Here is a 23309-nt window from a genome sequence, read left to right on the forward strand (position 1 = left end):
AGCCATTGCAAGAACGTGCATGGAAAGTAGCATAAGGTTTGATTTGTTGTGCATAATCTAATCGACCTACGACCCGAGCCAACCCGGCTCTGCCGGGCGCAACCCGCCCTCCTGATCGCGGTCTATGTTGGAGGGCAGGCCACGACCGGCCGCTCCGCGAGGTGAGGCACCACTGAAGCCGAGGCATATGAGCATGACCGCCAACACGCACAACGGGCGCTGGAGCCACCGGCTGGGCCGGGGGGCTGGCCGTGCCTGGCGTGGATACCTGCGCCGCGAGCAGCGTGTCGCCGGCTGGCTGGTGACGCGCGAGGTGCCTGCGGGCGCGGCGACGGCGGTGCTCTGGATCGTCAAGCTCGCCGTGCTCGGTGCGCTGCTCTACTCCGCGTTCTGGCTGGCCCTGCTGCTCGCCTTTGCGGTGACTGCTGCATGGCTCGTGCAGCACGACGACCCTGATCAAGAGGAACCGCAACCCGAGTGGAGGGAAGGCCCCAACGGCTTCGGGCTTTATGACAAGAGCGACTGGCGCATCGACCCGCATGTGACCGACGACGACTGAACGGCGGTCACTTCTTCGATACGGCGCTCATTGCCATACCAGCGCCACGCCCCCCAGCGCCCTTGGCGTCCGAGGTGGCGGTGGACAACCCCTGCACGATATTTCCCGTGCGAACGCCTGCCCAAGCCAATGCCATGACCCAAAACGTCGGCAGCACGATGAACATCATCGCCATGACGAAGTTCAGCAACATGTCGCCAAAGGCGTTGTTCAAACCGATCAACGGATCGAAGTTCGTGTGAGGCCTGTCCGCGCCAAACCCCCAGCCGTAGAGCGCATCCAGGATCGTGCTGTCGATCCAGCGCGCGAGCTGGAACCAGAAGTCCACGAAGAACAGCGCGAACTGGACGCAGCTCACCGTCACCACCGTCTTCAGGTCGTAGGTGCCGATCAGCAGCACCAGCGGGATGCAGATGACGAGCGCCATCTTGAGCATGGTCAGCACCATCGGCAGCGCCTGGCGCACCACGTCCATCGCAGGAAAGAAGCCCAGCGAACCGACGGTCAGACCCAGGTCGCTCGCGCCGCGCGTGACGATGTTCGGCAGCGTCTTGTCGATCTGGCCGCCGTAGTCGGTGTAGACGGCGCCCTGGTTCATCTTCTGCTGCCTCGGCGCGACCACGGCGCGGATCACCGAGTCATTGACCTCGCTCTGCGACAGGAAGCCCACCCAGCGCCCGATGCGAGTCAGCAGGTCCGGGTCGACCTGTGCCAGCAGCCGGCTGCGCAGTCCCTGGCCGCCATCGGCCCACCACTGCCGGCAGGATGGATAGCCGCCGCCGCTGTCCACCTGTGCCAGACCCGCATCGCGGGTCGCGTCGTAGGGCCAGGCCGTGCGTGGGGTCTTGGCGCGATAGGTGTCATAGAAGCCGGGCGTGTCGAGGAAGTAACTCGACCCGATCCAGGTGACGTCGTTCATCTGCTCGTCGGAGAGCGTCGGCCGGTTCATGAACAGCTTGGCGCGCGACGGCCCGTAGCAGTCGTGCGTGAAGTCGGCGACCTCCTGTGCCAGCACCGGATCGTCGATGCGCGTGGCATCCACATCCATGCGAATCTGACGCAGGTCCGTGCCGCAGGGAATCGCCGCCACCGCGGAGCCCGTCACGGCTTTCGACAGCGCGTGCATGAAGAACCACCACACCGGCACCAGCGCGCTCTGGTCGTTGAGCGCCGTGTAGACGTTGGACCAGCCCGTGTCGTTGGGCAGCGGGACGTTGACCTGGCATTGCGCGGAGCGCGTGGTGTCGAACCTGATCGTGGCGAGATCCACCGGGATGAACGGGATGCCCGCGAACATGATGACCACGATCGCCACCCACACCCGGTTCTCGATGCGCATCGTCGACAGCACACCCTTGTTGCCCTCGTCCGCACCTTCGCTGCGGGCCTTGAGCCATTCCTGGATCACGATGGCCACGAACGGCAGCGCGAACACGCCGCTGGCCACGAGGATGCTCCAGATGCCGTTGTTGACCACCCAAGCCACCAGGGTCAGGTAATACTCCAAGTAGTCCGTGGTGTAGAGCGTCATGCCTGCCTCCCGGTCTCAGCCGTGCCGCAGCAGCTGGCTGGCTTCCAGCGCGACCACGGCGATGACGGCCGCGATCTCCGTGCGCAGCAGGCGCTGATGCGTTTCGCGGGACGGCTCCCGCCGCAACAGGCGCCGACGCATCCACCACCAGCCGTAAGCCGTCGCTCCGTAGAGGCACAGACGCCACACGAAGAAGTGGCCGGCGTGCGCCTGCAGCCAGTGCTGCCAGCCCTCGACGCCGCCGACCACGTGGATGCCGGCGATGTTCACCGCCACCGCGGCAGCGACCACCAGCAAGGTCCACAGCAGCGCCACGCCGACGCGGCGGTTGAACAGCCATGGCAGCCGCAGCCAGGCCAGCCGGCTCATGGCGTACCGCTCCGCGGCTTCTGGATTTCCCGCAGACGGTCGCGCGTGGTGTCGCCCTCGAAGACGCCGCGCGAGCCGGCAGCGCGGGTGCTGTGGCGCTGGATGATCGCCATCGCCGAGTTGCCGGCCAGCGTGCGCCGCAGTTCCAGCTCGGTCTTGAGGTTGTTGATCTCCTGCTCCAGCGCGCTGTTCTCCTGGTCGACCGCCTGCACGGCCAGCTCGTTGGCAGCGACGTTCGGCTCCTTCTTGCCGGTCAGCAACGTGCGTTGCAGCAGCAGGGCCTTCTCCAGCACGCTGGACAGCGCAGCCTCGGACGCGAGGCGCCGGCCCAGCACGTCCTGGTCGGGTTCGTCACGCAGGGCCTCGATCACGCCGCGGGTGATCGGCAGCGAGCTGCTGCCGGCTGCGTCGAGATTGGCCAGCGTCGTCGGCCGGGCGCCCGTCACCAGTTCCTGCAGCGCCTGCAGCTTGGTCTCGTACTCTTCCTGGATCATTGGCGTCAGCCCGACGCCAGGCGTGGTCTGGGTCTTCGTGCAGTTTTCGCAGGTGCGCTGCTCGCGTTCGCCCAACACGCGGGTCGCCCAGTCGGCGGCCGCCTGGGGCGAGGACCAGGTTTGGCAGGTCAGGCGGTTGCCGCAGGCGCTGCGCGCGATCGACGAGGTATCGGTGGCGTTGCGCCCGTTGAGCAGGTTGTAGCCCGCGCGCGTCACGTCGCCGACCACCTTGATCGAACTCTGGCCGGAGCCGCCCGCGTTGCCGCCGCCGACCCAGGGCACGCCGTTGTTCCCTTTGTTGGACTCGGCCTGCTCGATGGCGGAGACGGCATCGGTGCTGCTGACCGCATCCCGCAGCGCCATCCCCTCGGCGAGCTGGTCCCAGCCGGCTTGGCCGCCGGCCATGTCCGCCATCCGATTGGCGATGGCCCGGCAGGTCATCTTCGAGCGGTCGAAGTCCAGGCGCGCCTGGAGGATGCCGTTGGTCAGCAGGTTGTAGAGACCCGGGTCGGCGCGCTGGATGATCAGGGCCGGCAGCGAGGCCACGGCGCTGGTGGCATTCTGGATCACGTTGCTCATGATCGTCTGGAAGCCGTTGGTGATGCCGTTGAGCTGGTTCTGCAGCGTCGTGGTGATGCTCATGTCGCCGCAGATCAGGTTGCTGTTCCAGCCGACGCCGACGCCGATGCTCTGCATGTTGCCGGCACCACCCATCGACACGGCCCGGCCGCCGCCGATGCTGTAGAGCACGTCGTCGCCGATCACGCTGCCGCTGACGTTCACGCCATTGGGGTCGATGCGGGTCTGCGCCCAGGCGACGCCGACGACCAGCGTGATGGCCGCCACGAGCAGCGTGGCCCGCAGGGGCGACTTCGCGCGGTGCAGGAAGTCAGGGAGGGAGGCGTTCATCGTGGGTTCCTCACATGAAATCGACGCTGCCGAGGAAGACCTGGCCACGGCGCCGGCAGCAGGAGTAAGGCCGCCACAGGGCCCAGGCGTAGTCGCCTTGCTGGGCCTGCACGCGGGTGCGGCTGTGCGGGAAGACCACGCAACTGTTCGAGAGCGTGGGCGTCAGCTCCTGCCACTTGCCCGTCGATGCGTCGGTCTCCATCAGCGCGCCGGCCGGCCAGTAGCCGTCGCGGGCGTTGGCCAGCAGGGGCTGATACACGTGAATCTGGTTGCGGCGCGTCACGATGTCGCCCGCGCGCTGCGCGACCACGGCGCCGCTCTTGTGGTCGTCGGTCTGGTGCAGGAAGCCACCGCGGGGATACACGTTGCCCCAGAGGTTCAGGCCGGTGCGCGTACCGATTTCGCGCCGGCCGGGGATGAGCGCTTCGGGGTAGAACGCTTCCGGGATGTTGTAGCGCCAGGCGATCGTGTCGAGCGTGCTCAATAGATACGGCATGAAGGCCGTGCCAGCGCCTTCGCAGGTGTAGCCGGAGGCGCTGGCGAACTGGCTGAACACCATCCCGGCCGGATGGCCGATGACATCGGCGTTCTTGAACTTGGCGAGGTTGTTCTCGTTGTCGTGATTGGTCGTGCCGTCACCGCCAGCCTTGGCACTTGGGTTGGGCATGCTCATCGCCCTGACTTCCAGCCACGGGTTTTCGCCAGTGTTCGAGTAGCTCGACACCACCGCATCGGGGACGTAGTGGCGCACCTTGACGGAAGTGCGAACCGAGCAGCCGAAGGGCGTGCAGTACAGCCAGTAGCAGATACCGACCACGCGGTATTCGAGGCAGTCGGGGGACAGCGCCGACGAGACGATGGTGGCGGTGTCCAGGGCGAACGTCGACGTGGCCGTGCTCAGCAGCAGCGAGGCGACGGTGGCGCGCAGGCGCCGGGATGCCAGCAGGAGGCTCATGGCTGCGTGCTCCGGTAGGCGTTGATGCGCGCGACGGCGCGGGGCACGTCGGGCTCGCCGTAGACCACGTAGCGTCGATCGACCACCACGGCGGGAATCTTGGCGATGCCCAGTCCCCAGGCATCCGCGACACCTTGGTAGGCGTGGCCGATGCGGCGTTGAAGGGCCTCGCCGCCGTCATGCAACCGCTGCCGCACCAGGGCTGCAGCCTGTTGCGGGTCGGCCGGTAGGTGCGCGGCGAGTTCGACCTCGATGCGCGTGGCCTGGTCCAGCTCGATGATCCGCACGCCGGCTGGAGCCTGCACCGGATGACGGCTGTCGGTGACGACGAGCACGTCGGCTGCTGCAGTCTGGGTAAACATGAACAGCACTGCCCACAGTCCGGGCGCAATGCTGATGGTCGGCAGCCGGGGCGAAGCCTTGAAGACGGGGGCCGGCATATCGGGCGTCCTTGGAGTCGATCAAAGTCACAGTCGACTTCAAGTGCCGATCTAGCGCGACAAAGAAACCGCATCCGGCCCCTGCCGGTTTCATACCCTATGCCGTTGTGAGCGTTGTGATTGCCTCCTGTCGGAGGCGGAGATCAGGTGCGGGACGCTGAGGTGCCCGCGAACCCAAGAAACGCATGCTGTAAGCGAATCGGCATCGACGGCTTGGAGCGTGCATGTAGGCTCTGCCAAGTCCCGTCACTGATGTCGCTCGGGGCGAGGCGATCTACCGAGCGCGAAACTCTTCTCAAGTAAGCGTTGACGCCATCCGCGGATTCCGAAGGAGCGCCGGCAAGAACGTACCCCACCATGAAGCCGATAGCATGGTTCTCGCCGTACTTCTCCTGGATGAATCGATCCATGCCCTCGACGACGTACTCTCGACACAAGTGAGTGTCCGACCCGGCGATTCGTTTGCATTCGATGATCGCGTGCGGATCATGCTCCTGCGTGCGCAAGAAAATTTCGACGAACGCCAGCGGGATGTCGGTACGTCCGTCTGGCAGCATCACGTTGCTTTTGGATCGCGATTCCGTGCCAGGCAGCACCATGATCTGCTTCCACGGGGAGTTCTTCAGCGCAATGCGCATCCCGTCCCGCAGGCGCTCGGTCATGATTACCTCTCCAGCGTTGGCATTCACGTCCTCGGCTGCGCATGCTCGCTGCCAACCTGCGGCCAGTGTCAGCAGAATGACCGCCACAACCTCGGGCTCAAGTTCAATGAACTCTCTGCCCAGTGCAGGAGGTGCCTCATAGGGGATCCTCAAACTTTGCCCCCTGAAAAGCTCTCCGCGACCACTGCATCGGCATCTTCCAGTGCCGCTATGCCCATCCAGTAGCGCCGCGCTGCTGGCTTGATGATCACGACTTCGTTGCGTCCGTGTACTCGCAATTCCCGCTCTGCACTGAGCGCGGTCGCAATCTTGACTTTCAGGCGCCTGCCGATACGTGCCAGTACTTCACCCAATTCGCCTTGTGGTGCCACGACGCTCACGCTCGCATTACCCGGCCCTTCTTCCAAGACAAAGCGCACGACGCGCAAGGCCGAACTGCTTGGCAAGTCGAGCACTTCGGCGCGCATGTGCCGCTTATTGCGAACGGAAAGCCAATCCTCGATAACGGACAGGAACGTCTTGGCATACGCCGTGACCTCAGTACGACTGTCCGATGGCTCCACGGATGATTCGCGGCCGGTTTCCCATTGCCACCCGGCGCGAAGGAGGCCGTCTCGAATGACAGTTCGGTCGGCATCGTTCAGTTCGTACAGATCGAAGACAGCTTCGTCCAGTTCAGCCCATCCCCTCTCGTCGGTGCCGTTGGCGCGCAGATTCTTCTCAATCTGCAGCAGGCGCTGGCCAGCCTCAGATTTCACTGCGCTCGTGAAATTAGGCACCGGTAGGAAGCTGAGGTCGCGAGCCAGCAGCTTCCTCTTGTAGATTCCAAACTCTGCAGCGGTCAGATAGAAGAACCATGTCGCAAAAGCAGAACTCAACACGGTGGCAAGCAAATGTGCCGTCCGCGTGTGCCCTCTCGGAAGAGACACTGCGAAGTATGAGTTCGTGAAGACGAGATCCCGCTCGGAGACGGCCGCCAAGACGCGTGGACTCCCCAGAAGCATTTCCTTCACGATGAGAAGCGGGGCTTGATATATCTCCCGCGATCGTGGCCATTGTGCCTTCGATTGGCTGAAAGTCGGCAAATCATCGGGAATGTTGAAGTGCTGCATGTCTTTGACTTGCAGTACATCCAATCCTTTTAGCGGGCGAGCATCGCGCGTCTGATTCTCTGGGGCCCCGCGAATCAATCCAACCTGGAAGGTAGTGTCGAGTAATGAGAGTTGCTCGCCCAGATTTCTGTGGGCCGAAGTCAAGTCATCCAGCAATAGGAGGTCACGGCGCCGGCCAACGGCTGCTGCCTTGAGCTTCAACGGCTGTTCTTGGATTTCGTCGAGTGTCAAAGTGATGACGTCACTCGGCGCCACCTCGAACGAATGAGTCCTTGCACCGCTGGGCGTCCACGGGATCTGAACGACCGTGACCTGATCCGTTCGCTGCTTCGGTCGATGACGGGCAAAGAGAACCACTGCGGGCATGGCCGCTGTCGCGAAGAGCCAACTGCACAAATTGGACAGATTTACCAAGGTGATCGGAGCCACGGCTCGCATCACATGCTGAGCTGCTGCCATGCCGGTGCCGCTGCGGCTGAAGAACGGCATCGCGCTAAGAATGATGCCGAAACGGGTCTTCTCATGTGAGAACTCCGCCGCTCGCAACACGAAATCCAAGCCTTCACCGCGCGGTTGCGCAGGTACGCCCGCAACCCTGGTCTTGCGCCGCGCTTCGGTTCCTGTCTGCCCCCTAAAGCTCCAAGGGGGATTGCCCACGATAAGGTCGAACTGCTTCAGCCCTGTCGGCGTCGCCAGCACGGCCTTGCCATCTCCATCACGTTCGACAGTACGAGCGTCACCGACGAGCAATGTCCTGCCGATCAATGGCTGGAACTTCAGGGACTGCGGTGGTTGCGGGTCAGGGTCCAGCTCAAGCGCAGCCAGGTACAGGCTGAACGCAGCGACGCGAATCGCGGCTTCGCTAATGTCTACGCCATACACCTGCCCGTAGAGCGTCGAGCGGATCAGCTCCCTCGTGGGCGGCTGACCTTGCGAGCGAAGATGAACCAAGCGCCGCAGCGCTTCGACCAGGAAGACACCGGAGCCGCACGTCAAATCCAGCACCGACTCCCGTCCAGATAGACCATCCATGACCTCATCGAGGACCAGCGAGACGACGGACAGTCGCGTGTAGTGCACGCCGTTTCGCAACGCTTCTGTGCGCTTTCCTCCAGTCTGCGGCTCAGCATGTGCAAACTGCTCGTAGATCGAGCTGATGAGCTCGACCGGAATCACGTCGAACTGGTACGGGAAGAAGCTGAGTTGCCCGCTTTCAGGATCGACAGCCTCCAGGAACTCCGCAACCCGCGTCAAATGGTGAGCTGCTGGTGTCGTTTTCACCGACGAGGGCGGAAACATATCGCCGTTGAAGGTCTGGGCCAGCCATGCGAACAGCTTGCTGGTCGCTGGCCGGTCGCGCAGGATCGCCGGCAACGCCGTGCGGCCGCATACCCGCTTCAACCGCGCCGCACTGACGATCTCGCGGTCAATCAGGTACTGGGTGAAGATCACGCGCCCAATCAAGGCCTGCGCCGCATCGCGCGCGAGATTGCCTGCGACCAAATCGCGTTCGAGACATCCAAGGTCAGACAGGAGCTTCTGATCGACGCTGGTCTTGCGATCGATGGCCGGCACCTGGGCCCAGAATTGGCCCGTCTCGATCGCCAGTCGGCCGGCCAACTCGTCCAGTTCATGAAGCGAACCTTCGATGTTCTCGAAACGCCGAATCAAATGTCTCTGGGCATCGCCTTCTTTCGCGGGTGTGCCGAAACCGTTGTACAGGTCGATACGCTGCGGCGAGATCACCCACAGCAACGGCGCGAACCCCTCGTTCCAGACCTCTCGTCGCCACTGGCTGACCAGATCGTCTGCAGGCGCGCTTTGCTCAAACTTGAAGTAGACGGTCAACGACGACGCGCTGCGCCACAATGCGTCCGGAACAAAAACGCGGCCGTGGCGCGAGGACTGCGCCTCGGCCCCCAACCGAAGACCGGGCGCGGGTTGCCCGTCCGGCAGGTAGCCGGTTGCGGCGAGCACCTGTTCCAGCGTGGCAGTGTTCACGCCCTACTCCGGATAGCTTCGGGTGGAAACGGCAACGCTGCCTGGCTCGGCGTCGGGACGATCGGCAGCATGTGCTGCTGAAGCCGCATGATCAACGGATCGAGCGGGATGACGAGAGTCGGTTGCGTCGGCGCCGGTCCAATCCCCTCGGGGCCGATATCGCACAGGGTCGCCGAAGTGGCCGTCACGAACGCCACGGACCCATTCAGCGCCAATGCGCTACTCGTGCCCAGCAACCGAAAGAGCGCGTCAACGCCGACGCTGACGGTGGCGATGTGCACTCCCAACGAGCTGACCAACTCATTGGTAACGGCCAAGCCTAGGAGATCCGCGAAGGTGAATCGGGCAGCCTTCCCGGTCTTGGACGCCAAGTAGGGCACGGTCTTGCGCCAATGCCGCACCGTTTCGACGGACACGCCGGTTAGCGTGCGCATCTGGTCCTGAGTGTACTGGATGGCGGTGACGGCAGACATTCGCGTTGCTGGCAACTAGAAAATATGCAGATTCTGCCATGCAAAGGTGTGCTTCTCAACAGGTAAAGGCCGGTTCAGCCGCCTATCCCACAAGCCTTCCAAGCTTCCGAAAGTCGCGACCATCAGAGCGCATCGCGAACGTGTGGATAGGGGCAAGACGCAAGGCGCCCCCGGAAGGGGCGCCTGCGGACTACAACAAGCCGGCTTCGGCGAACGAGTACGGGCTGCCCTTGCCGACGATGAAGTGATCCAGCACCCGGACATCGACGGTGGCCAGGGCGCTCTTCAGCCGCTCGGTGATCACACGATCAGCGGCCGAGGGCTCGGTGTTCCCCGAGGGATGCTGATGCGCCAGGATCAGCGCCGAAGCGTTGAGCGCCAGCGCACGCTGGACCACCACCCTCGGATACACCGAAGTCTGGTCGACCGTGCCCTTGAACAGCGGCTCGTAGGCGAGCACCTGGTGCTGGTTGTCGAGAAACACGACGGCGAAGATTTCGTTCGGCTCCGCGACCAGTTTCAGGCGCAGGTAGTCGCGCACGGCGGCGGGACTGCCCAGCGCCGGACCGGCCTTGAACACGCGGTTCTCCAGCAGGGTGATGGCCTGCTGGATGATCCAGTCTTCGTGCTGGGCGGCGATCAGGGTGAGCGACTCCGGGCGGGAGTCGGCGATGGCAAGAGACATGGCGAACCTCCAATGGATGAGATCGGAGGGCGCCTGCCCCAGGAGGGCAAACCCTCCGGGGGACGATGGGGATGGAACAGGTGACGAGCGGGCATCCACCACCGCGGATGCGGTGGCTGTTCGCGTCAAGGGATGCGATGCGAACGGGTTTCGATCAACGCGGACGAGCCGCGCCGCAGCCTTGAAGATCGATGGCTACCTGGGCATGTCACCGGCGACGCCGGCGGGCATGTCTGGGGAATGGGCGGGTTCGGCCGCGGTCGTGCTGCCGGCGGCGAGCAGGTCGATGGCCGACAGCAAGGCATCGCCTTCGACGGGACCGTGCAGCAGGAGGGTCTTGCCGGACTCGCGGTCGCGCAGTTGCAGGGCCGGCGTGGCCGCGATGCCCTGCTGTGCTGCTTCCGCCGCCTGGGCACGGATGACGGCATCGGGGCGCTCGCTGTCGAGACAACCCTGCATGGCCGGCGTGAGGTCGGGATAGCGCAGGCCCTCCGGCAGGCCCTGGCCGTCGCCACGGGTGTTTGCGTAGAGCCAGGCCACTGCCTGCCAAAGCGCGGCGTGTCCGCCCGTCTCGCCCGCGCACTCGGCCAGGCGTGCCCCGGCAGTCGCGGCCGGCTCGTGCATGGACAGCGGCAGGTGGTGCCACTGCCAGTTCACCTCGGGATGGGCGTCGATCCAGCGCTTGAGTTCGGGGAAGTAGGCCCGGCAGTACGGACACTCCAGGTCGGCGTAGCCGACCACCGTGAAGCGCGCATCGGCACGGCCATACAGCCAGGGCGGGCCAGCCGGTTTCGGCCCCTCGGACCCGGCGGCGGCCAGGGGCATGGACTCGGTTGCCGGATGCGGCGCGCGCAGCAGCATCCACGAGGCAACCGCAATCGTCACCACGATCAGCAGACCGATCCAGGGATGACGGCGGGCGAATGAGGGCAGGCGCATCGTGTCGCTCCCGTCAGGCCAACGTATCCAGCGCCAGCGGTTCGATGCCCCGCGCACGGTCGATCTTCTCGGCCACGCGGAAGGCGGCGTCCAGCTCGCTGATGCCGTGCTGCTGCATCAACTGGAAGCGTTCGGCCTTCTCTTCGGGCTCGGTCATCGCCATCGCCAGGTAGAGGCTGGGCGGCACGGCGCGGAACAGCACTTCCATCGACTTGGACAGGATGACGCCCTCGCTGAACTTGCCGGCCTCCTTGCGGGCCGAGAGCATCAGCGCCTTCTGCGAAGCGTTGAGTTCGCGGAAGCGCGCGATCTTCTCGACTTCATCGGGCGGCATCGACAGGCAGATCCACCACTCGATCATGTTGAGCATGGGCTCGGCCGCTTTCGGCAGGTCGTCCAGGTTCTGCGTGGCGAGCCAGAACCAGGCGCCGAGCTTGCGCCACATCTTGGTGATCTTGACCACGTAGGGCGCGAGCAGCGGGTTCTTCGTGATGATGTGGCCTTCGTCCGACACGTTGATGATCGGGCGGCCCAGGAACTGGTCGCGCTCGGCGATGTTGTTGACGGTGTTGATGAGCGAGATGTAGGCAATCGAGAGTTGGGCGTTGTAGCCCTCGCGCGCGAAGGTGGCGAGATCCACGATGGTGATGTCCGCCTCGGGCCACGGCGTGCCGGACCGGTCGAACATCTCGCCGTCCACGCCTTGGCAGAACATGTCCATGGCGTCGGCCATCTCCAGCAGCCGTGCGCGCCGCATCTCAGGCAGCGTGGCGTCGCGGGCGCGCTCGCGCAGCGCCTCGCGCACGTCGCGGGTCAGTACCGTGCGCTTCTCCGCTACGCAGCGCTGGGCCGCATCGAGGATGCACTGGCGGATCAGGCTGCGGTCGGCGCGCGTCATGCGCGCTTCTTCCTTGTCCTCGCCGCCGGTGATCATCAGCCGTGCAGTGATCTCCAGTTCGCCGAGCACGTCACGCTGCTCATCGCCTTCCACGGCCATGCCGGCATCGGTCTGGTCTTCGTCGAGCGCATCAGCGTCCAGCGTCTGTACCTGGCTCGGCGTATCGACCAGGCGCCAGGCGTCGGCGAACGGAGCCAGACTGACGCCCGCGCCGGGCGCGAGCTTCACCCGATGCACGGTGAGACCCAGCCGTGCGGCGAAGTCGCCGAACAGGCCGAAGCTGTTGCCCGCCTCGACGATGAACAGGCGCGGCCGATAGATCGCCGTCACCTGATTCAGGATGTTGTTGAGCGTCGCGCTCTTGCCCGAACCCGTGGGGCCGAACAGGAACAGATGCGCGTTCATCTGCCGGTCGAGGCGGTTCAACGGATCGAAGGTGATCGGCCCGCCGCCGCGGTTGAAGAACGTGATGCCCGGATGCCCCGTGCCCTGGCTGCGGCCCCAGACCGGCGCCAGGTTCGCCGTATGTTGCGCGAACATGAGCTGGGTGTACCACTGGCGCTTGTCGGCAGCCGGATCGAACACGCACGGCAGCCAGCGCAGATAGCTGTTCAGCGGCGCCACCTCGTCTTCCTCGCGCACCGGCTGCAGGCCGGCGTTGAGCATCACGTTGACGAGCTGCAGGCCGCGCGCATCGAGCTGGGCCAGGTCGCGGCCGCGCAGGTAGAACGCCAGCGCGCCGCGGTAGAGCTTGTGCGCACTGCCGATCAGGCCGCGCGCCTGCTGCACGTCCTGCCGGGTCTGCTCCGAGGCCAGGGTCTCGCCGACGGCCTTCCTGGCGAGGTGGTTGAGGTGTGCCTCCAGCACGTCCTGGGGCGTGGCGACCAGCGTCAGGCACATCACCGTGTCCTCGGGCATCTGGTCGAACAGCGCGTTCATGGCGTCGCCGCCCTTGCGCGTCTCGCCCGTCAGATGGCCCGTCACGGGTGGCGTGCGCAGGCGATCCATCACGATCACCCGATGCGGCATGCCGTCGAAGAACCACAGGCCGTTCGGCACGTCCGAGCGTGGCTGGCCGAAGAACAGGCGCTGCGCGAAGTCGGTGCCGCTGGCGAGTTCGATCTCGCCCTCCTCCCGCTCTTCCGGGTAGCGGGTCAGCGCGTAGAAGCGTTCCCGGTCTTCGGCAGTGGCGCCGAGCAAGGTCGGGTTCGGGTTGAACCAGCGCAGCAGCCAGGCGTGGATGTCCGCCGCGCCGAGACGCCGGGCCTTCACGCCGGCATTCGCCAGCCCGCCGACGAGGCGGTCGCAGATCGTGGTCAGCGCCTGCTCGGGCGACTGGCCGCGCCGCGAGGCCGGGGCGGCGGACGTGCGGCGGTAGACCACCATGCGCACGCGCCGGACCTGGCCGCGCCACGGCAGGCGCGTCACCGTGGTGTCCTCGAACAGGCCACCCGGCTTGGCGATGGCCCGCAGGTGATGGGCGAAGAAGCGCAGGTAGAAGTCGCTGAACGCGCTGCCCTGCGCACGCGGCTGCAGGTAGTTCGCCAGGGAGCGCAGATAGTTGTCCCAGTCGGCCTCGTCCTGGGCGTAGAGCTGCACCACCCAAGGGTTGTCGTCCAACTCGTCGAAGGAGTCCTGCAGGGCGTTCTCCAGCGCATCGCGCGCCTGCCATAGCCAGGCCATCTCGCGGCCCTCGGTGCCGACCGGCGCCAGTTCGAAGAAGGCCGCCACCGACTGGCCGTCTTCCAGCAACATGCACTTGCTGCCGGGCAGGTACTCGACCCAGGGCAGCAAGTCCGCGAACGACGGCGCGACGCCATAGAGCGCATCGTGGTCGGCCTGGGTGGCCGGTCTGCGCCGGCCCCGGCCGAGCGCGCTGCCCGGCTCGGCGACACCCTGTGCCGCCAAGGCCGTTACGTGCCGTGCCCAGGCATCATCGGTCGCATCCGCGGCGTCAGCAGGCGATGCGCCGGGCTTGCGTGACCACCAGGCCATCAGTAGTCCTCCACGCGCTCGCCCGGCATCGCGTACTGCACGCGCTGGTAGAGCGGGAACACTGTGCTGTAGCCGGGCACCGGCACCGGGTCGGTGCCCGCCAGGTGCGGGAATACGTACATCACCAGGTCGGGGTTCGGCAGGCGGTGGAACTGGCGGTAAATCTCGTTCTGCGCGGTACGGGTGTAGCGCGCCTGCATGCCGGGCGTTGCCTGCACAGCGGCCTCGGTCAGCGGCCGGCGCAGGCCCTGGCGCGCATCGAGCAGTTGCCGCGCGGCCTGGCCGCCGCCCGCGCTGCCGCCGGTCTCCCGATGCCAGATGTCGAGCATGGTGCTGTCGCCGTGCGGCAGCAGCTTCTCCTTGCTGGTAGCGCAGCCGCCGAGCAGGGTGGCCGCCAGCAGCACGGCGGCCGCGTCAATCCAGATCCGAGGCATGGGCTTCTCCGGTGCGGTGGTGGACCCGACGCCCCTTGGCGTCGTAGTCGATGTCGAGCGGCTGCTCCAGATGCACGGCCACCTTGGCGCCGGGCTGCACGTAGACCGCCGCGAAGGCCTGGCCGTAGAGCTTGTTGACCCAATCGGCCATGTCGCGCACGCCGCCCGCGAGGATGCGGCCCATCGCTTCGTTGCCGCTGATGCCGACGGTGCCCAGCGAGCCGTTGCTGTTGGCGACCACGGCCACGCTGCCGTTGTCGGACTTGATGAGCGAGGCCGCGCCGGCGCCGGCCGCGGTGATGAGCGCCTGACTGCCCAGGTACTGCTGGGCGTTGCTGCGCCGCTCGCCGCTGACGCAGGGAATGCCGTAGGGGTCGCTGATCCAGCCCAGGCCGCCTTGGATGCTGGCGCCGTTGTGACCCGAGTTGCCGCCGCTGCTGCCGCCCTTGCCGCTGTCCTCCGGCACCGTGCGGATGGTGCCGTCCTGGAACACGAACGTGACCGAGCGGATTTGCCCGCGCACGCACGAGAGCGTCCAGTCGCCCGAGGCCGTGCCGCTGACCACGGCGCCGGCCACGTCGGGGATGTCGATGCCGTTGGCCGTGAGGTTATCCGGGCCGATCAGCACCTTGAACGGGTACGGGTCGTTGACCGTTCCATCGATCGGCACGCGCCCGATCAGCGCCGTCATGGCAATCGACCCCATGAGCGTCGAGTTCGACGGCACGGTGTAGACCGCCTTCGTGGAGGCACCCACCGCGCGGCTGCCGACGTCGGCGACGGATTCCACTGCGGCCGACAGACTTTTCTGGGCCGACCCGAAGCTCAGGGGAAAGCTCGGCTCCTTGCTGCCGTTCTTGGCGTCGACCTTGGCATCGTCGGGCTCGACCCACTGCGTGCCACCGACGCTGCGGTCGAAGCGCTGGCCGTCACCCTCTTCCAGCCCCAGCCCGACGGGCAGGTCGGACGGGCCACCCTTGCCGGAAAGGCCGTCCAGTTGCCGCTGCAGATCCTGCAGCAGCCCCTGGGTCTGCTGCCTGTCGCTGGCCACCTGATTGCGCTCCTGCTCCAGGCGGTTGCGTTCGCCTTCCAGCGCGCTCTGGATGCGTTGGTCGATCGCGCTTTCCCGCGCACGCAGGCGCTCGTTCTCGGCCTTGTGCTGCTTGTTGTCGCCGAGCGCGCTCTGCAGCTCGGTGCGCAACTGCTTCACTTGGGCCACCAGCGTGGCAACGGTATCGCGCGGCGTGTCGCCTGCGATGCCCAGGGCTTTCATCTCCTCGGGCGTGAGCGCACTGGCCGCGCCCTTGGGGGCGGGCTGGCCGCCGGGGGCGCCGGAGAACAGCTTGATGCCGACGAACACCAGCAGCAGCGCCATCGGGATCAGCAGCCACTTGAGCAGCGGATTACTCTTCATCGCGTGCTCCTCCGGTCGAGCCGGCCGCGGCGGCCGGCGGCAGGTTCACGCTGGCGTCGATCGGGCTCAGCGCCGGCAGCAGCGACTCAGCCAGGCCGTGGCCGCGCGTGACCAGGTAGAGCACCGTGGTGTCGGACGGAGTGCCGGCCGGACCCAGGTTCGGATGCTGGAAGGTCGCCGCCACGAAGTTCCCCTGCAGGGCGCGCGGGTCGAGGTCGAGCCAACGCGCGGCGGTGTTGGTGAGTCGCACGGCCGTCACCCACTGGTCTTCCAGGCGCCACGCGGCCAGTGCCCGCGCCTGCACCGGCAGCGTCGGCAGCAAGGTGTCCAGCGCGAGGCCGCGGCGCAGGTTTGCGCGCCCGATGCCGGCGACCGGCTCGACGGTGCGCAGCGGCGCGTACAAGTTCTGCGCGGCATGGCGCGTCAGCACGACCGATACCGGCGTTTCGCGCCGGGGAACGGATTTGTCTGCGGGCGCATCGGCCTGCTCGTCCGCGCCACTTGCTGCACCGCCGCCGTAGCGCTTCGCGGGGGCCTCCGCTTCCACGATGCGCACCGGCTCCAGCGGCGCCTGGCCGTCCTTCGCCGGCTCGGCGGCGATGTCGAGCAGGATCAGCGCGCCGGATTCCACGTCCTGCAGTTGCAGCCGCGTGGGCGGAATCGGCTCGCTCGCCCGCAGGTAGATCGCGCCGCCCGCACTCTGCACGCGCAGATGGTCGCCGACGCTGGCCGGTACGCCGACGCGCACATTGCGGTCGATGAAGACCACGCGCTCCTGGCCGACCACCAGCGGCACCGGCAGGGGCAGCCGCTCCCAGCGCAGGATTTCCACGGCCTGGCTGGCCGGCACGACACCGAGGATCAGCAGGACGCCGGCCAGGGCCGACAAGGCAACGGGCTTCATGGGGAGTCTCCCTGCAGGTGGCCGGGGGCGTTGGCGGGCACGCCGGCCTGGGTCGGCGTCGGCGGCGGTTCGATGCGCTGGGGTGCGCTGGCGTAGCAGTCCAGCGCCAGGCCGAAGGGGTTGCGCTCGGGGTCGATGTCCAGCCGGACGACCTTGATGGGGTAGCGCACCAGGGCGCGCTTGACCTGCTCGGAGCCGTAGTATTCGTCCGCGCTCACGTCGAGCGTGACGATCCAGTCGCGGTCGGAGACCACCTTGACGCGCGTGGCCGGATCATCGCCGTAGCCGCGGCCGGGAATCTCGTAGATGCCGCGCACGCGCTGACGCAGCTCGCCACTGGCGCGCCGGTACTCGTAGTCCTGCTGCAGGAAGGCCCGGCAGCTCGGCGTCAGGTAGGCCGACAGCGCGCGCAGGTTGCGCGGATAGTCTTCTTCGCCGTTCGTGGGCCAGCGCTGCACCTGCTGCCAGATGTAGAACGAGAAGGCATACACGCTCTCGGGCGGCACGTCCCACCACTTGCGCGTGCTGCCCGAGCGCAGGTCCGGCGGCACATGGATGGTCAGACTCTTCGGCGCACTCCACCAACCGAAGCCGAGCAGCAGCGCCACCACGAACAACGCGCCGGCCCCCAGACGCAACGTCATCACGTGCGCCTGCAGGTGCGCAACCTCGTTCTTGAAACGGCTCATGGCGCACCTCGATCGGCGTTGCGCCGGGTCGTCCAGTAGCCCGAGCGGGTGATGAGGCGCTGCCCGCCCAGGAGCGCTGCCAGCGCCGGGTGCCGCAGGGCCAGCCGCCACTGGAGCTGTCGGTAGAGCCAGGTGTCGGGCCGGCCGCGCTTCTGTGCGCGCAGAAAACCACCGCCGACGAAGACGCCCAGCGCGATGCCGGCGACGATCAGCGTCGGCACCATGGCGATGCTGTGCGTGAGCCAGGCCAGCGGCAGGCCGAGTGCGAATCCGGCTGCGGCCGACAGGCCGGCGCAGATCCACAACTCGTCGGCGGTCAGCCCGCGCACGACCACCGGCTGGCGATTCAGCCGGTGCGGCAGGAAGCTCACCAGCGTGTCTTGCGGGGTCTCCGAGGGGACGGCCATCGCTTGCCGCCCTCACAGCACGCCGGTGGCCTTGGTGAGCAGCCAGATGCCGACCACCAGCAGGATCGCGCCCACGGCGACCGTCAGGCCGAACTGGCCCCAGGTGGCGCGGCCGGTGTGGATCTCCGAGTAGCGCGTGTAGGCGTGATAGCAGACACCGACGAACATCGATGCGACCACCAGCAGCGCGATCAGCAGCACGATGTCGTAGCCGTAGTTCTGCAAGGTCTGCAGGATGCCGCTGCCCTGGCCGCGCGAAGGGTCCTCCATGGTCGGCAGGCCCTGCGCGAAGGCCGACAGCGGCAGGCCCGCGAGCGCCAGCGGCAGCAGCGGAGCGGCGATGCGGGACGGAATGCGATGGGATGTCGTTGGAGTGTTCATGGCGTATGGCCTTTCGTGACGGTCAGGAGAGGAGGAAGAAGGTCAGTACGAGGTACATCGCCACGAAGCGCACGACGACGGCGAGGAACTGACGTTCAGTGATGCGGTGCTCGGCCCAGCCGACGTAGGCGGTGCGCATGGCCCACACGCCCCACAGCAGCAACACGGCGAACACGAAGCCCAGCACCACGGCAGAGACGGCCGAAGGCGCAAAGCCGCCGTTGGCCTGGAAGGCGGCGACCTGATCGGCAGAGGGCGTCATGGCGACGGCTCCTCGTCGTCGGCGCGGTCGCGGCGGACGTAGTCGCCGGCCAGCGGGACGGGATCGCGCGGCTGGGCGCGTTGGGGCACGAGGTAGTCCTGCAGGCCGGCGCGAACGCGGTTCAGGTCGGCACGCAGTCGGGCGTAGTCGAAGTGGTAGCGGGTGCGTTCCTGCGGAGCGGTATTGGCGGCGTGCTCGGCGAGGCGGTCGATCAGGTCGAGTTGGCGGGTGAGCGCGGCGAGCTGCTCACGCTCCGAGGCGAGGCTGTCGGCAGCAGCGGCAGGCTGCAGCGCCGAGAACGACACAGCCAACACCACGGCAAGCGCAGGCCGCGCGGATGTGCGGCGGTTGGTCTGTCCCATCGTGCCATTCCCCGTTGAAGCGGATGGCCAGATGCTGTGGCGCGCTCTCGCTTTGCGCCGCAGGGAATGGGAACTACGGCATGACCGGATTTGTTGGTCGCGCTGGCCGACATTCGCGCAATGCCTGGTGGATTTCTTGTTGGCTAGCGCCTACCACCCTTTGGTAGAATTGAGCAAACTTGGCAATCCAAAGTCACGAAAGACCAAACCAGATGGTTTTCAGATGAGTGAAGTCGAGAGCGAGATCCTCACGCTGGAGGAAGTCGCGGCCTACCTCAAAGCCGGCAAACGGACGGTCTATCGCCTTGCCCAGAAAGGAGAGATTCCAGCGTTCAAGCTTGGGGGAACCTGGCGCTTTCGCCGCTCGGAGCTGGATCGGTGGATCGCCGAAAGCATCAACAAGAAGAAGCCGGAGGCCGAGTGAGCGCGGACCATGCCAGCCGCCGAATCACGCTCGGGGAAGAACAAGGGGAGGATCGCCGTTGACGACACAGCAGCTTCTGACGCCGCACCAGAGCCAGTACTTTGCTTGGCTGCTGACCAGGCGTGCAGCAGGCGACTCGGTGGAGTCGCTGGCTTCGACCTTGGTCGATTCGCAGGTCGATCTGAATCCCCATCAGGTCGAGGCCGCGCTCTTCGCTTGCCGCAACCCCCTCTCACGCGGCGTGATCCTCGCCGACGAGGTTGGTCTGGGCAAGACCATCGAAGCCGGCTTGGTCATCTCCCAACGCTGGGCGGAACGGCGGCGGAAGGTGCTCATCATCGTTCCGGCGAACCTGCGCAAGCAATGGCATCAGGAGCTGCAGGACAAGTTCGGCCTGCAAGGGCTGATCCTCGAAGCCAAAAGCTACAACGCGATCCGCAAGCAGGAGCAGCGGAACCCGTTCCTGTTCGCCTCCGGTCCGATCATCTGTTCCTACCAGTTCGCGAAGGCCAAGGCTGACGATGTCAAGGGCATCGACTGGGACTTGGTCGTCCTCGACGAAGCGCATCGCCTGCGCAACGTCTACAAAACCAGCAACGTCATCGCCAAGACCCTCAAGGAGGCGCTGTCGCGCGTTCACTCCAAGGCGCTCCTGACCGCGACGCCGTTGCAGAACTCGCTGCTCGAACTCTATGGGCTGGTCAGCTTCATCGATGACCGGGTGTTCGGAGACCTTGATAGCTTCCGCTCGCAATTCACTGGCAGAGAGCAATCCTTCAGCAGCCTGCGTGACCGGCTGGCCCCCATCTGCAAGCGCACCCTGCGCAAACAGGTTCAGCCCTACGTGTCGTACACAGCGCGCAAGGCCATCGTCGAGGAGTTCACGCCGTCGAGCGAAGAGCAGGAACTTTCCAGGCTCGTCGCCGATTACCTGCGCCGCCCCAACCTCAAGGCCCTGCCCGAGGGGCAGCGCCAACTGATTTCGCTCGTGCTGTGGAAGCTGCTCGCCTCCAGCACGCACGCGATTGCGGGTGCGTTGGAGACGATGGCCAAGCGTCTCCAGGGTGTGCTGAATGAAACTCCCGTGGTTGCCGATCTCGCCGAAGAACTGGACGAGGACTACGAGTCGCTCGACGAGACCGCCGAAGAGTGGGAAGACCAGGAGCAGGGAACAAAGGCAGCGAGCCGCGCCGAGCGTGATGCCATCGCGCAGGAGATCGAGGAGCTGCGCCACTTCAGAACGCTGGCAACCAACATCCGCGACAACGCCAAGGGCAAGGCGCTGCTCACCGCGCTGGATCGCGCCTTCGCCGAACTGGATCGGTTGGGTGCGTCCAGGAAGGCCATCATATTCACCGAATCCAAGCGCACGCAGGAATACCTCCTCAACTTGCTGGCTGACACGCCATACGGCGACGGCATCGTGCTCTTCAACGGCACCAATAGCGACCAGCGTGCGCAGGCGATCTACAAGGACTGGCTGAAGCGCCACGAAGGCACCGACCGCATCACCGGCTCCAAGACTGCCGACACCCGTGCGGCACTGGTCGAGCACTTCAAGGAGCGTGGCAAGGTCATGATTGCCACCGAGGCCGGAGCCGAAGGCATCAACCTCCAGTTCTGCTCGCTCGTCATCAACTACGACCTGCCGTGGAACCCGCAGCGCATCGAACAGCGCATCGGGCGCTGCCACCGCTACGGTCAGAAGCACGACGTTGTGGTGGTCAACTTCGTCGACCGCAGCAATGAGGCCGATGCACGGGTGTATGAGCTGCTGTCGCAGAAGTTCCAGCTCTTCGAGGGCGTGTTTGGGGCTAGCGACGAAGTGCTGGGTGCGATCGGCTCCGGTGTCGATTTCGAGCGACGTATCGCCGAGATCTATCAGAACTGTCGAGAGCCCGAGGAAATCAAGTCCAGCTTCGAGCAACTCCAGCTCGACCTCTCCGGCGAGATCAACGAGGCGATGGTCAAGACGCGCCAGGTATTGCTTGAGAACTTCGATGAAGAGGTGCAGGAGAAGCTGCGCATGCGGGCCGACGACAGCCGCAACGCGCGCAACCGCTTCGAGCGCATGCTGATGGACTTGACCCGCGCCGAACTGGTCCATTGCGCCGCGTTCGATGACGACGGCTTCGATCTTCGCCGCATGCCGACTGGAATCGAGCACAGCGGCCTCGCGGGCATCGAGCTGGGGCGCTACGAATTGCCCCGCCGCTCCGGCGACGCGCATCTATACCGCATCAATCATCCGCTGGCGCGATGGGGCATCGAGCAGGCCAAGGCTCGGGCACTCGACGGGGCTCGTCTTGTGTTCGACTACCACGCCCACGGTGCAAAGATCAGCACGCTTGAAGCCTGGCGCGGCAAAGCCGGATGGCTCACCGTGAAGCTGATCTCGGTCGAGACACTCGGCAACCAGGAGCAACATCTGCTGGTTGCCGCGGGCACGACCGACGGCGTAGTGCTCGCGGAAGAAGACCCGGAAAAACTGCTGCGCCTGCCCGCGACCACGCAGGCGGCCAGTCTATTCAACGCCCCTGACGCCACCCTGCTGGCCGACGTGGAAGCCCGCAAGACCGCGCTCCTGCGCGACGTCAACGAGCGCAACCTCGGCTACTTCGAGCAGGAAGTCCAGAAGCTGGATGCCTGGGCGGACGACCTGAAGCTGGGTCTGGAGCAAGAGATCAAGGAGATCGACCGCGAGATCAAGGAGGTGCGCCGAACCGCCGCAACCTCGCCGACGCTGGAAGAAAAACTGTCATGGCAGAAGAAGCAGCGCGAACTGGAAGGCAAGCGCAGCAAGCTGCGCCGCGAGCTGTTTGCCCGACAGGACGAAGTCGAAGCGCAGCGCAATGACTTGATCAGCCAGCTTGAAGTGCAACTCCAACAGCAGGTCGAGGAGCGCACGCTGTTCACTGTCGAGTGGGAGCTGGTGTAATGACTAATCAAGTAGCACCGTTAGACCTGCGCATGACCAGGCCGCGGTTGAAGCGTGCCAAGAATTGAGGAGAGCGAGATATGGCTAGCGGAAAATTACTGCGGCAACTCATCAAATCGGGAACGCAAGGCGATGCTTCGGGCTTTCGCGCGGCGTCCGAGGCAGTGATCAAAGAGGAGCGCGAGAAGAACCATCATCTGCTCGCAAATGACCTTGAGCGTTTACTTTACGGCGATCAGGCAACGGTCGGGAAGAGTGCGCGGAAGCTGCAAAGTTTGCCCAGCGTGCCGACAAATAAAGACAACGGCCTTGCGCTACTAGAAGAGCGTGCCGTGATTCGAGAGGAGAAAGACATCATTCTCTCGGATGCTTCGCAGTCGGCACTCGATGAAATCCTGATGGAGCACAACCGGACGGACGTGCTTCGATCCTATGGCCTGCAACCCGCGCAGAAGCTGTTGTTTTGCGGGCCTCCCGGCTGCGGCAAGACGCTGGCCGCCGAAGTCATCGCGCATTCCCTGTCCATGCCGCTCATCCTCGTTCGGCTGGACTCGGTCATCTCGTCGTTTCTGGGAGAGACGGCCGCCAATTTGCGCAAAGTGTTCGATTACGTCGCAACGCATCCCGTGGTCGCATTGTTCGATGAATTCGACGCCCTGACCAAGGATCGTGGCGACAGCGCCGATCATGGTGAGCTCAAACGCTCCGTAAATGCCGTCTTACAGATGATGGACGGTTATCGAGGCGAGAGCATCCTGATCGCCACCACCAACTACGAAACCTTATTGGACAAGGCGGTTTGGCGACGCTTCGATGAGGTTGTGCGCTTCGAGATGCCGAATCTGGAGCAGATCAAACGCTTGTTGGCTCTGAAACTCTCCGGTGTCCGCCGCAATTTCGAGCCCGACGATGGCCAGGTGGCATCCGTGTTCAAGGGCATGTCGCACGCCGACATCGAGCGGGTTCTTCGGCGCTCCGTCAAGGAAATGATCCTGTCCGGCCGGGAGTTCCTGGAGAAAAGCCACCTCGATACCGCGCTTGCCCGTGAGTATCGTCATAAGAGTTAAGGGAT

The 23309-nt window shown here is 65.4% G+C and carries 23 protein-coding genes; 4 read left to right on the plus strand and 19 right to left on the minus strand.

The features are described 5' to 3' along the window. Positions 1-193: 193 nt before the first annotated feature. Complete coding sequence (locus NFH66_RS11475) at positions 194-559, plus strand: DUF3742 family protein (protein WP_502878650.1); 366 nt, start codon at positions 194-196, stop codon at positions 557-559. 7 nt (positions 560-566) lie between these two features. Here NFH66_RS11475 and NFH66_RS11480 read toward each other — a convergent pair whose 3' ends face one another. From NFH66_RS11480 to NFH66_RS11570, 19 genes are all read right to left on the minus strand, one after another. Further along, the gene (locus tag NFH66_RS11480; RefSeq protein ID WP_349610422.1) at positions 567-2090 is read right to left on the minus strand and encodes a conjugal transfer protein TraG N-terminal domain-containing protein; all 1524 of its coding nucleotides are present in this window, start codon (positions 2088-2090) and stop codon (positions 567-569) included. Between the two features lie 15 nt (positions 2091-2105). Further along, positions 2106-2459, minus strand: coding sequence for a hypothetical protein (locus NFH66_RS11485; protein WP_003292115.1), 354 nt, complete (start codon positions 2457-2459; stop codon positions 2106-2108). Then, positions 2456-3862: an integrating conjugative element protein gene (locus NFH66_RS11490; protein WP_009397196.1), complete on the minus strand. Its 1407-nt coding sequence runs from the start codon at positions 3860-3862 to the stop codon at positions 2456-2458. Before NFH66_RS11490 ends, NFH66_RS11485 begins: the two co-directional genes overlap by 4 nt. Before the next feature lie 10 nt (positions 3863-3872). Next, positions 3873-4817, minus strand: a complete 945-nt coding sequence (locus NFH66_RS11495) for a TIGR03756 family integrating conjugative element protein (protein ID WP_031688110.1) — start codon at positions 4815-4817, stop codon at positions 3873-3875. After that, positions 4814-5257, minus strand: coding sequence for a TIGR03757 family integrating conjugative element protein (locus NFH66_RS11500; protein WP_016446147.1), 444 nt, complete (start codon positions 5255-5257; stop codon positions 4814-4816). Before NFH66_RS11500 ends, NFH66_RS11495 begins: the two co-directional genes overlap by 4 nt. A gap of 143 nt (positions 5258-5400) precedes the next feature. Then, complete coding sequence (locus NFH66_RS11505; protein WP_017462901.1) at positions 5401-5919, minus strand: hypothetical protein; 519 nt, start codon at positions 5917-5919, stop codon at positions 5401-5403. A 149-nt stretch (positions 5920-6068) separates the two neighbouring features. Next, on the minus strand, positions 6069-9032 hold the full coding sequence (locus tag NFH66_RS11510; protein ID WP_031688111.1) for an HsdM family class I SAM-dependent methyltransferase: 2964 nt from the start codon (positions 9030-9032) through the stop codon (positions 6069-6071). Continuing rightward, positions 9029-9505, minus strand: a complete 477-nt coding sequence (locus tag NFH66_RS11515; protein WP_016446149.1) for a MerR family transcriptional regulator — start codon at positions 9503-9505, stop codon at positions 9029-9031. The genes NFH66_RS11510 and NFH66_RS11515 overlap by 4 nt, the downstream gene beginning before the upstream one ends. Positions 9506-9695: 190 nt before the next feature. Beyond that, positions 9696-10190, minus strand: a complete 495-nt coding sequence (gene radC, locus NFH66_RS11520) for a RadC family protein (protein ID WP_003140985.1) — start codon at positions 10188-10190, stop codon at positions 9696-9698. Between the two features lie 195 nt (positions 10191-10385). Further along, the gene (locus tag NFH66_RS11525) at positions 10386-11129 is read right to left on the minus strand and encodes a DsbA family protein (protein WP_016446150.1); all 744 of its coding nucleotides are present in this window, start codon (positions 11127-11129) and stop codon (positions 10386-10388) included. A gap of 13 nt (positions 11130-11142) precedes the next feature. Beyond that, positions 11143-14022 (minus strand): conjugative transfer ATPase, encoded by a 2880-nt coding sequence (locus NFH66_RS11530; protein ID WP_349610423.1) that lies wholly within the window; start codon positions 14020-14022, stop codon positions 11143-11145. Continuing rightward, positions 14022-14456 carry a TIGR03751 family conjugal transfer lipoprotein gene (locus tag NFH66_RS11535; RefSeq protein ID WP_016446152.1) on the minus strand — a complete coding sequence of 145 codons (435 nt, stop codon included), beginning with the start codon at positions 14454-14456 and terminating at the stop codon, positions 14022-14024. Before NFH66_RS11535 ends, NFH66_RS11530 begins: the two co-directional genes overlap by 1 nt. Beyond that, complete coding sequence (locus NFH66_RS11540; RefSeq protein ID WP_349610424.1) at positions 14437-15870, minus strand: TIGR03752 family integrating conjugative element protein; 1434 nt, start codon at positions 15868-15870, stop codon at positions 14437-14439. Before NFH66_RS11540 ends, NFH66_RS11535 begins: the two co-directional genes overlap by 20 nt. Continuing rightward, entirely contained in the window at positions 15860-16774 is a 915-nt protein-coding gene (locus NFH66_RS11545) for a TIGR03749 family integrating conjugative element protein (RefSeq protein WP_033955504.1), read from the minus strand. Before NFH66_RS11545 ends, NFH66_RS11540 begins: the two co-directional genes overlap by 11 nt. Continuing rightward, positions 16771-17463 carry a PFL_4703 family integrating conjugative element protein gene (locus NFH66_RS11550; protein WP_013721889.1) on the minus strand — a complete coding sequence of 231 codons (693 nt, stop codon included), beginning with the start codon at positions 17461-17463 and terminating at the stop codon, positions 16771-16773. Before NFH66_RS11550 ends, NFH66_RS11545 begins: the two co-directional genes overlap by 4 nt. Next, positions 17460-17870: a TIGR03750 family conjugal transfer protein gene (locus NFH66_RS11555; RefSeq protein ID WP_023109301.1), complete on the minus strand. Its 411-nt coding sequence runs from the start codon at positions 17868-17870 to the stop codon at positions 17460-17462. Before NFH66_RS11555 ends, NFH66_RS11550 begins: the two co-directional genes overlap by 4 nt. 12 nt (positions 17871-17882) lie before the next feature. Then, positions 17883-18251, minus strand: a complete 369-nt coding sequence (locus NFH66_RS11560) for a TIGR03745 family integrating conjugative element membrane protein (RefSeq protein ID WP_003294215.1) — start codon at positions 18249-18251, stop codon at positions 17883-17885. Positions 18252-18273: 22 nt separating this feature from the next. Next, the gene (locus NFH66_RS11565) at positions 18274-18513 is read right to left on the minus strand and encodes a TIGR03758 family integrating conjugative element protein (protein WP_010792128.1); all 240 of its coding nucleotides are present in this window, start codon (positions 18511-18513) and stop codon (positions 18274-18276) included. Continuing rightward, positions 18510-18875 (minus strand): integrative conjugative element protein, RAQPRD family, encoded by a 366-nt coding sequence (locus NFH66_RS11570; RefSeq protein ID WP_013721885.1) that lies wholly within the window; start codon positions 18873-18875, stop codon positions 18510-18512. The genes NFH66_RS11565 and NFH66_RS11570 overlap by 4 nt, the downstream gene beginning before the upstream one ends. A 31-nt stretch (positions 18876-18906) precedes the next feature. On the opposite strand from NFH66_RS11570, the gene NFH66_RS17755 reads away from it, so the two are divergent. The 3 genes from NFH66_RS17755 (at position 18907) to NFH66_RS11585 (ending at position 23304) form a co-directional block, all read left to right on the plus strand. After that, entirely contained in the window at positions 18907-19299 is a 393-nt protein-coding gene (locus NFH66_RS17755) for a helix-turn-helix domain-containing protein (protein WP_434799961.1), read from the plus strand. A 58-nt stretch (positions 19300-19357) separates the two neighbouring features. After that, positions 19358-22237, plus strand: coding sequence for an SNF2-related protein (locus tag NFH66_RS11580; RefSeq protein ID WP_013721884.1), 2880 nt, complete (start codon positions 19358-19360; stop codon positions 22235-22237). A gap of 80 nt (positions 22238-22317) precedes the next feature. Beyond that, complete coding sequence (locus NFH66_RS11585; RefSeq protein WP_003141003.1) at positions 22318-23304, plus strand: AAA family ATPase; 987 nt, start codon at positions 22318-22320, stop codon at positions 23302-23304. Positions 23305-23309: the final 5 nt, after the last annotated feature.

The organism is Halomonas sp. H10-9-1 (assembly GCF_040147005.1).
Lineage (GTDB): Bacteria > Pseudomonadota > Gammaproteobacteria > Pseudomonadales > Halomonadaceae > Halomonas.

Bases quoted from the DNA above. Each gene is read 5' to 3' on its own strand.
- NFH66_RS11555 (WP_023109301.1), bottom strand. From the start codon at position 17,870: ATGGCCGTCCCCTCGGAGACCCCGCAAGACACGCTGGTGAGCTTCCTG.
- NFH66_RS11545 (WP_033955504.1), bottom strand. From the start codon at position 16,774: ATGAAGCCCGTTGCCTTGTCGGCCCTGGCCGGCGTCCTGCTGATCCTC.
- NFH66_RS11480 (WP_349610422.1), bottom strand. From the start codon at position 2,090: ATGACGCTCTACACCACGGACTACTTGGAGTATTACCTGACCCTGGTG.
- NFH66_RS11490 (WP_009397196.1), bottom strand. From the start codon at position 3,862: ATGAACGCCTCCCTCCCTGACTTCCTGCACCGCGCGAAGTCGCCCCTG.
- NFH66_RS11495 (WP_031688110.1), bottom strand. From the start codon at position 4,817: ATGAGCCTCCTGCTGGCATCCCGGCGCCTGCGCGCCACCGTCGCCTCG.
- NFH66_RS11550 (WP_013721889.1), bottom strand. From the start codon at position 17,463: ATGAGCCGTTTCAAGAACGAGGTTGCGCACCTGCAGGCGCACGTGATG.
- NFH66_RS11475 (WP_502878650.1), top strand. From the start codon at position 194: ATGACCGCCAACACGCACAACGGGCGCTGGAGCCACCGGCTGGGCCGG.
- NFH66_RS11525 (WP_016446150.1), bottom strand. From the start codon at position 11,129: ATGCGCCTGCCCTCATTCGCCCGCCGTCATCCCTGGATCGGTCTGCTG.
- NFH66_RS11515 (WP_016446149.1), bottom strand. From the start codon at position 9,505: ATGTCTGCCGTCACCGCCATCCAGTACACTCAGGACCAGATGCGCACG.
- NFH66_RS11585 (WP_003141003.1), top strand. From the start codon at position 22,318: ATGGCTAGCGGAAAATTACTGCGGCAACTCATCAAATCGGGAACGCAA.
- NFH66_RS11560 (WP_003294215.1), bottom strand. From the start codon at position 18,251: ATGAACACTCCAACGACATCCCATCGCATTCCGTCCCGCATCGCCGCT.
- NFH66_RS11500 (WP_016446147.1), bottom strand. From the start codon at position 5,257: ATGCCGGCCCCCGTCTTCAAGGCTTCGCCCCGGCTGCCGACCATCAGC.
- NFH66_RS11565 (WP_010792128.1), bottom strand. From the start codon at position 18,513: ATGACGCCCTCTGCCGATCAGGTCGCCGCCTTCCAGGCCAACGGCGGC.
- radC (WP_003140985.1), bottom strand. From the start codon at position 10,190: ATGTCTCTTGCCATCGCCGACTCCCGCCCGGAGTCGCTCACCCTGATC.
- NFH66_RS11535 (WP_016446152.1), bottom strand. From the start codon at position 14,456: ATGCCTCGGATCTGGATTGACGCGGCCGCCGTGCTGCTGGCGGCCACC.
- NFH66_RS11530 (WP_349610423.1), bottom strand. From the start codon at position 14,022: ATGGCCTGGTGGTCACGCAAGCCCGGCGCATCGCCTGCTGACGCCGCG.
- NFH66_RS11570 (WP_013721885.1), bottom strand. From the start codon at position 18,875: ATGGGACAGACCAACCGCCGCACATCCGCGCGGCCTGCGCTTGCCGTG.
- NFH66_RS11540 (WP_349610424.1), bottom strand. From the start codon at position 15,870: ATGAAGAGTAATCCGCTGCTCAAGTGGCTGCTGATCCCGATGGCGCTG.
- NFH66_RS11485 (WP_003292115.1), bottom strand. From the start codon at position 2,459: ATGAGCCGGCTGGCCTGGCTGCGGCTGCCATGGCTGTTCAACCGCCGC.
- NFH66_RS11505 (WP_017462901.1), bottom strand. From the start codon at position 5,919: ATGACCGAGCGCCTGCGGGACGGGATGCGCATTGCGCTGAAGAACTCC.
- NFH66_RS17755 (WP_434799961.1), top strand. From the start codon at position 18,907: ATGCTGTGGCGCGCTCTCGCTTTGCGCCGCAGGGAATGGGAACTACGG.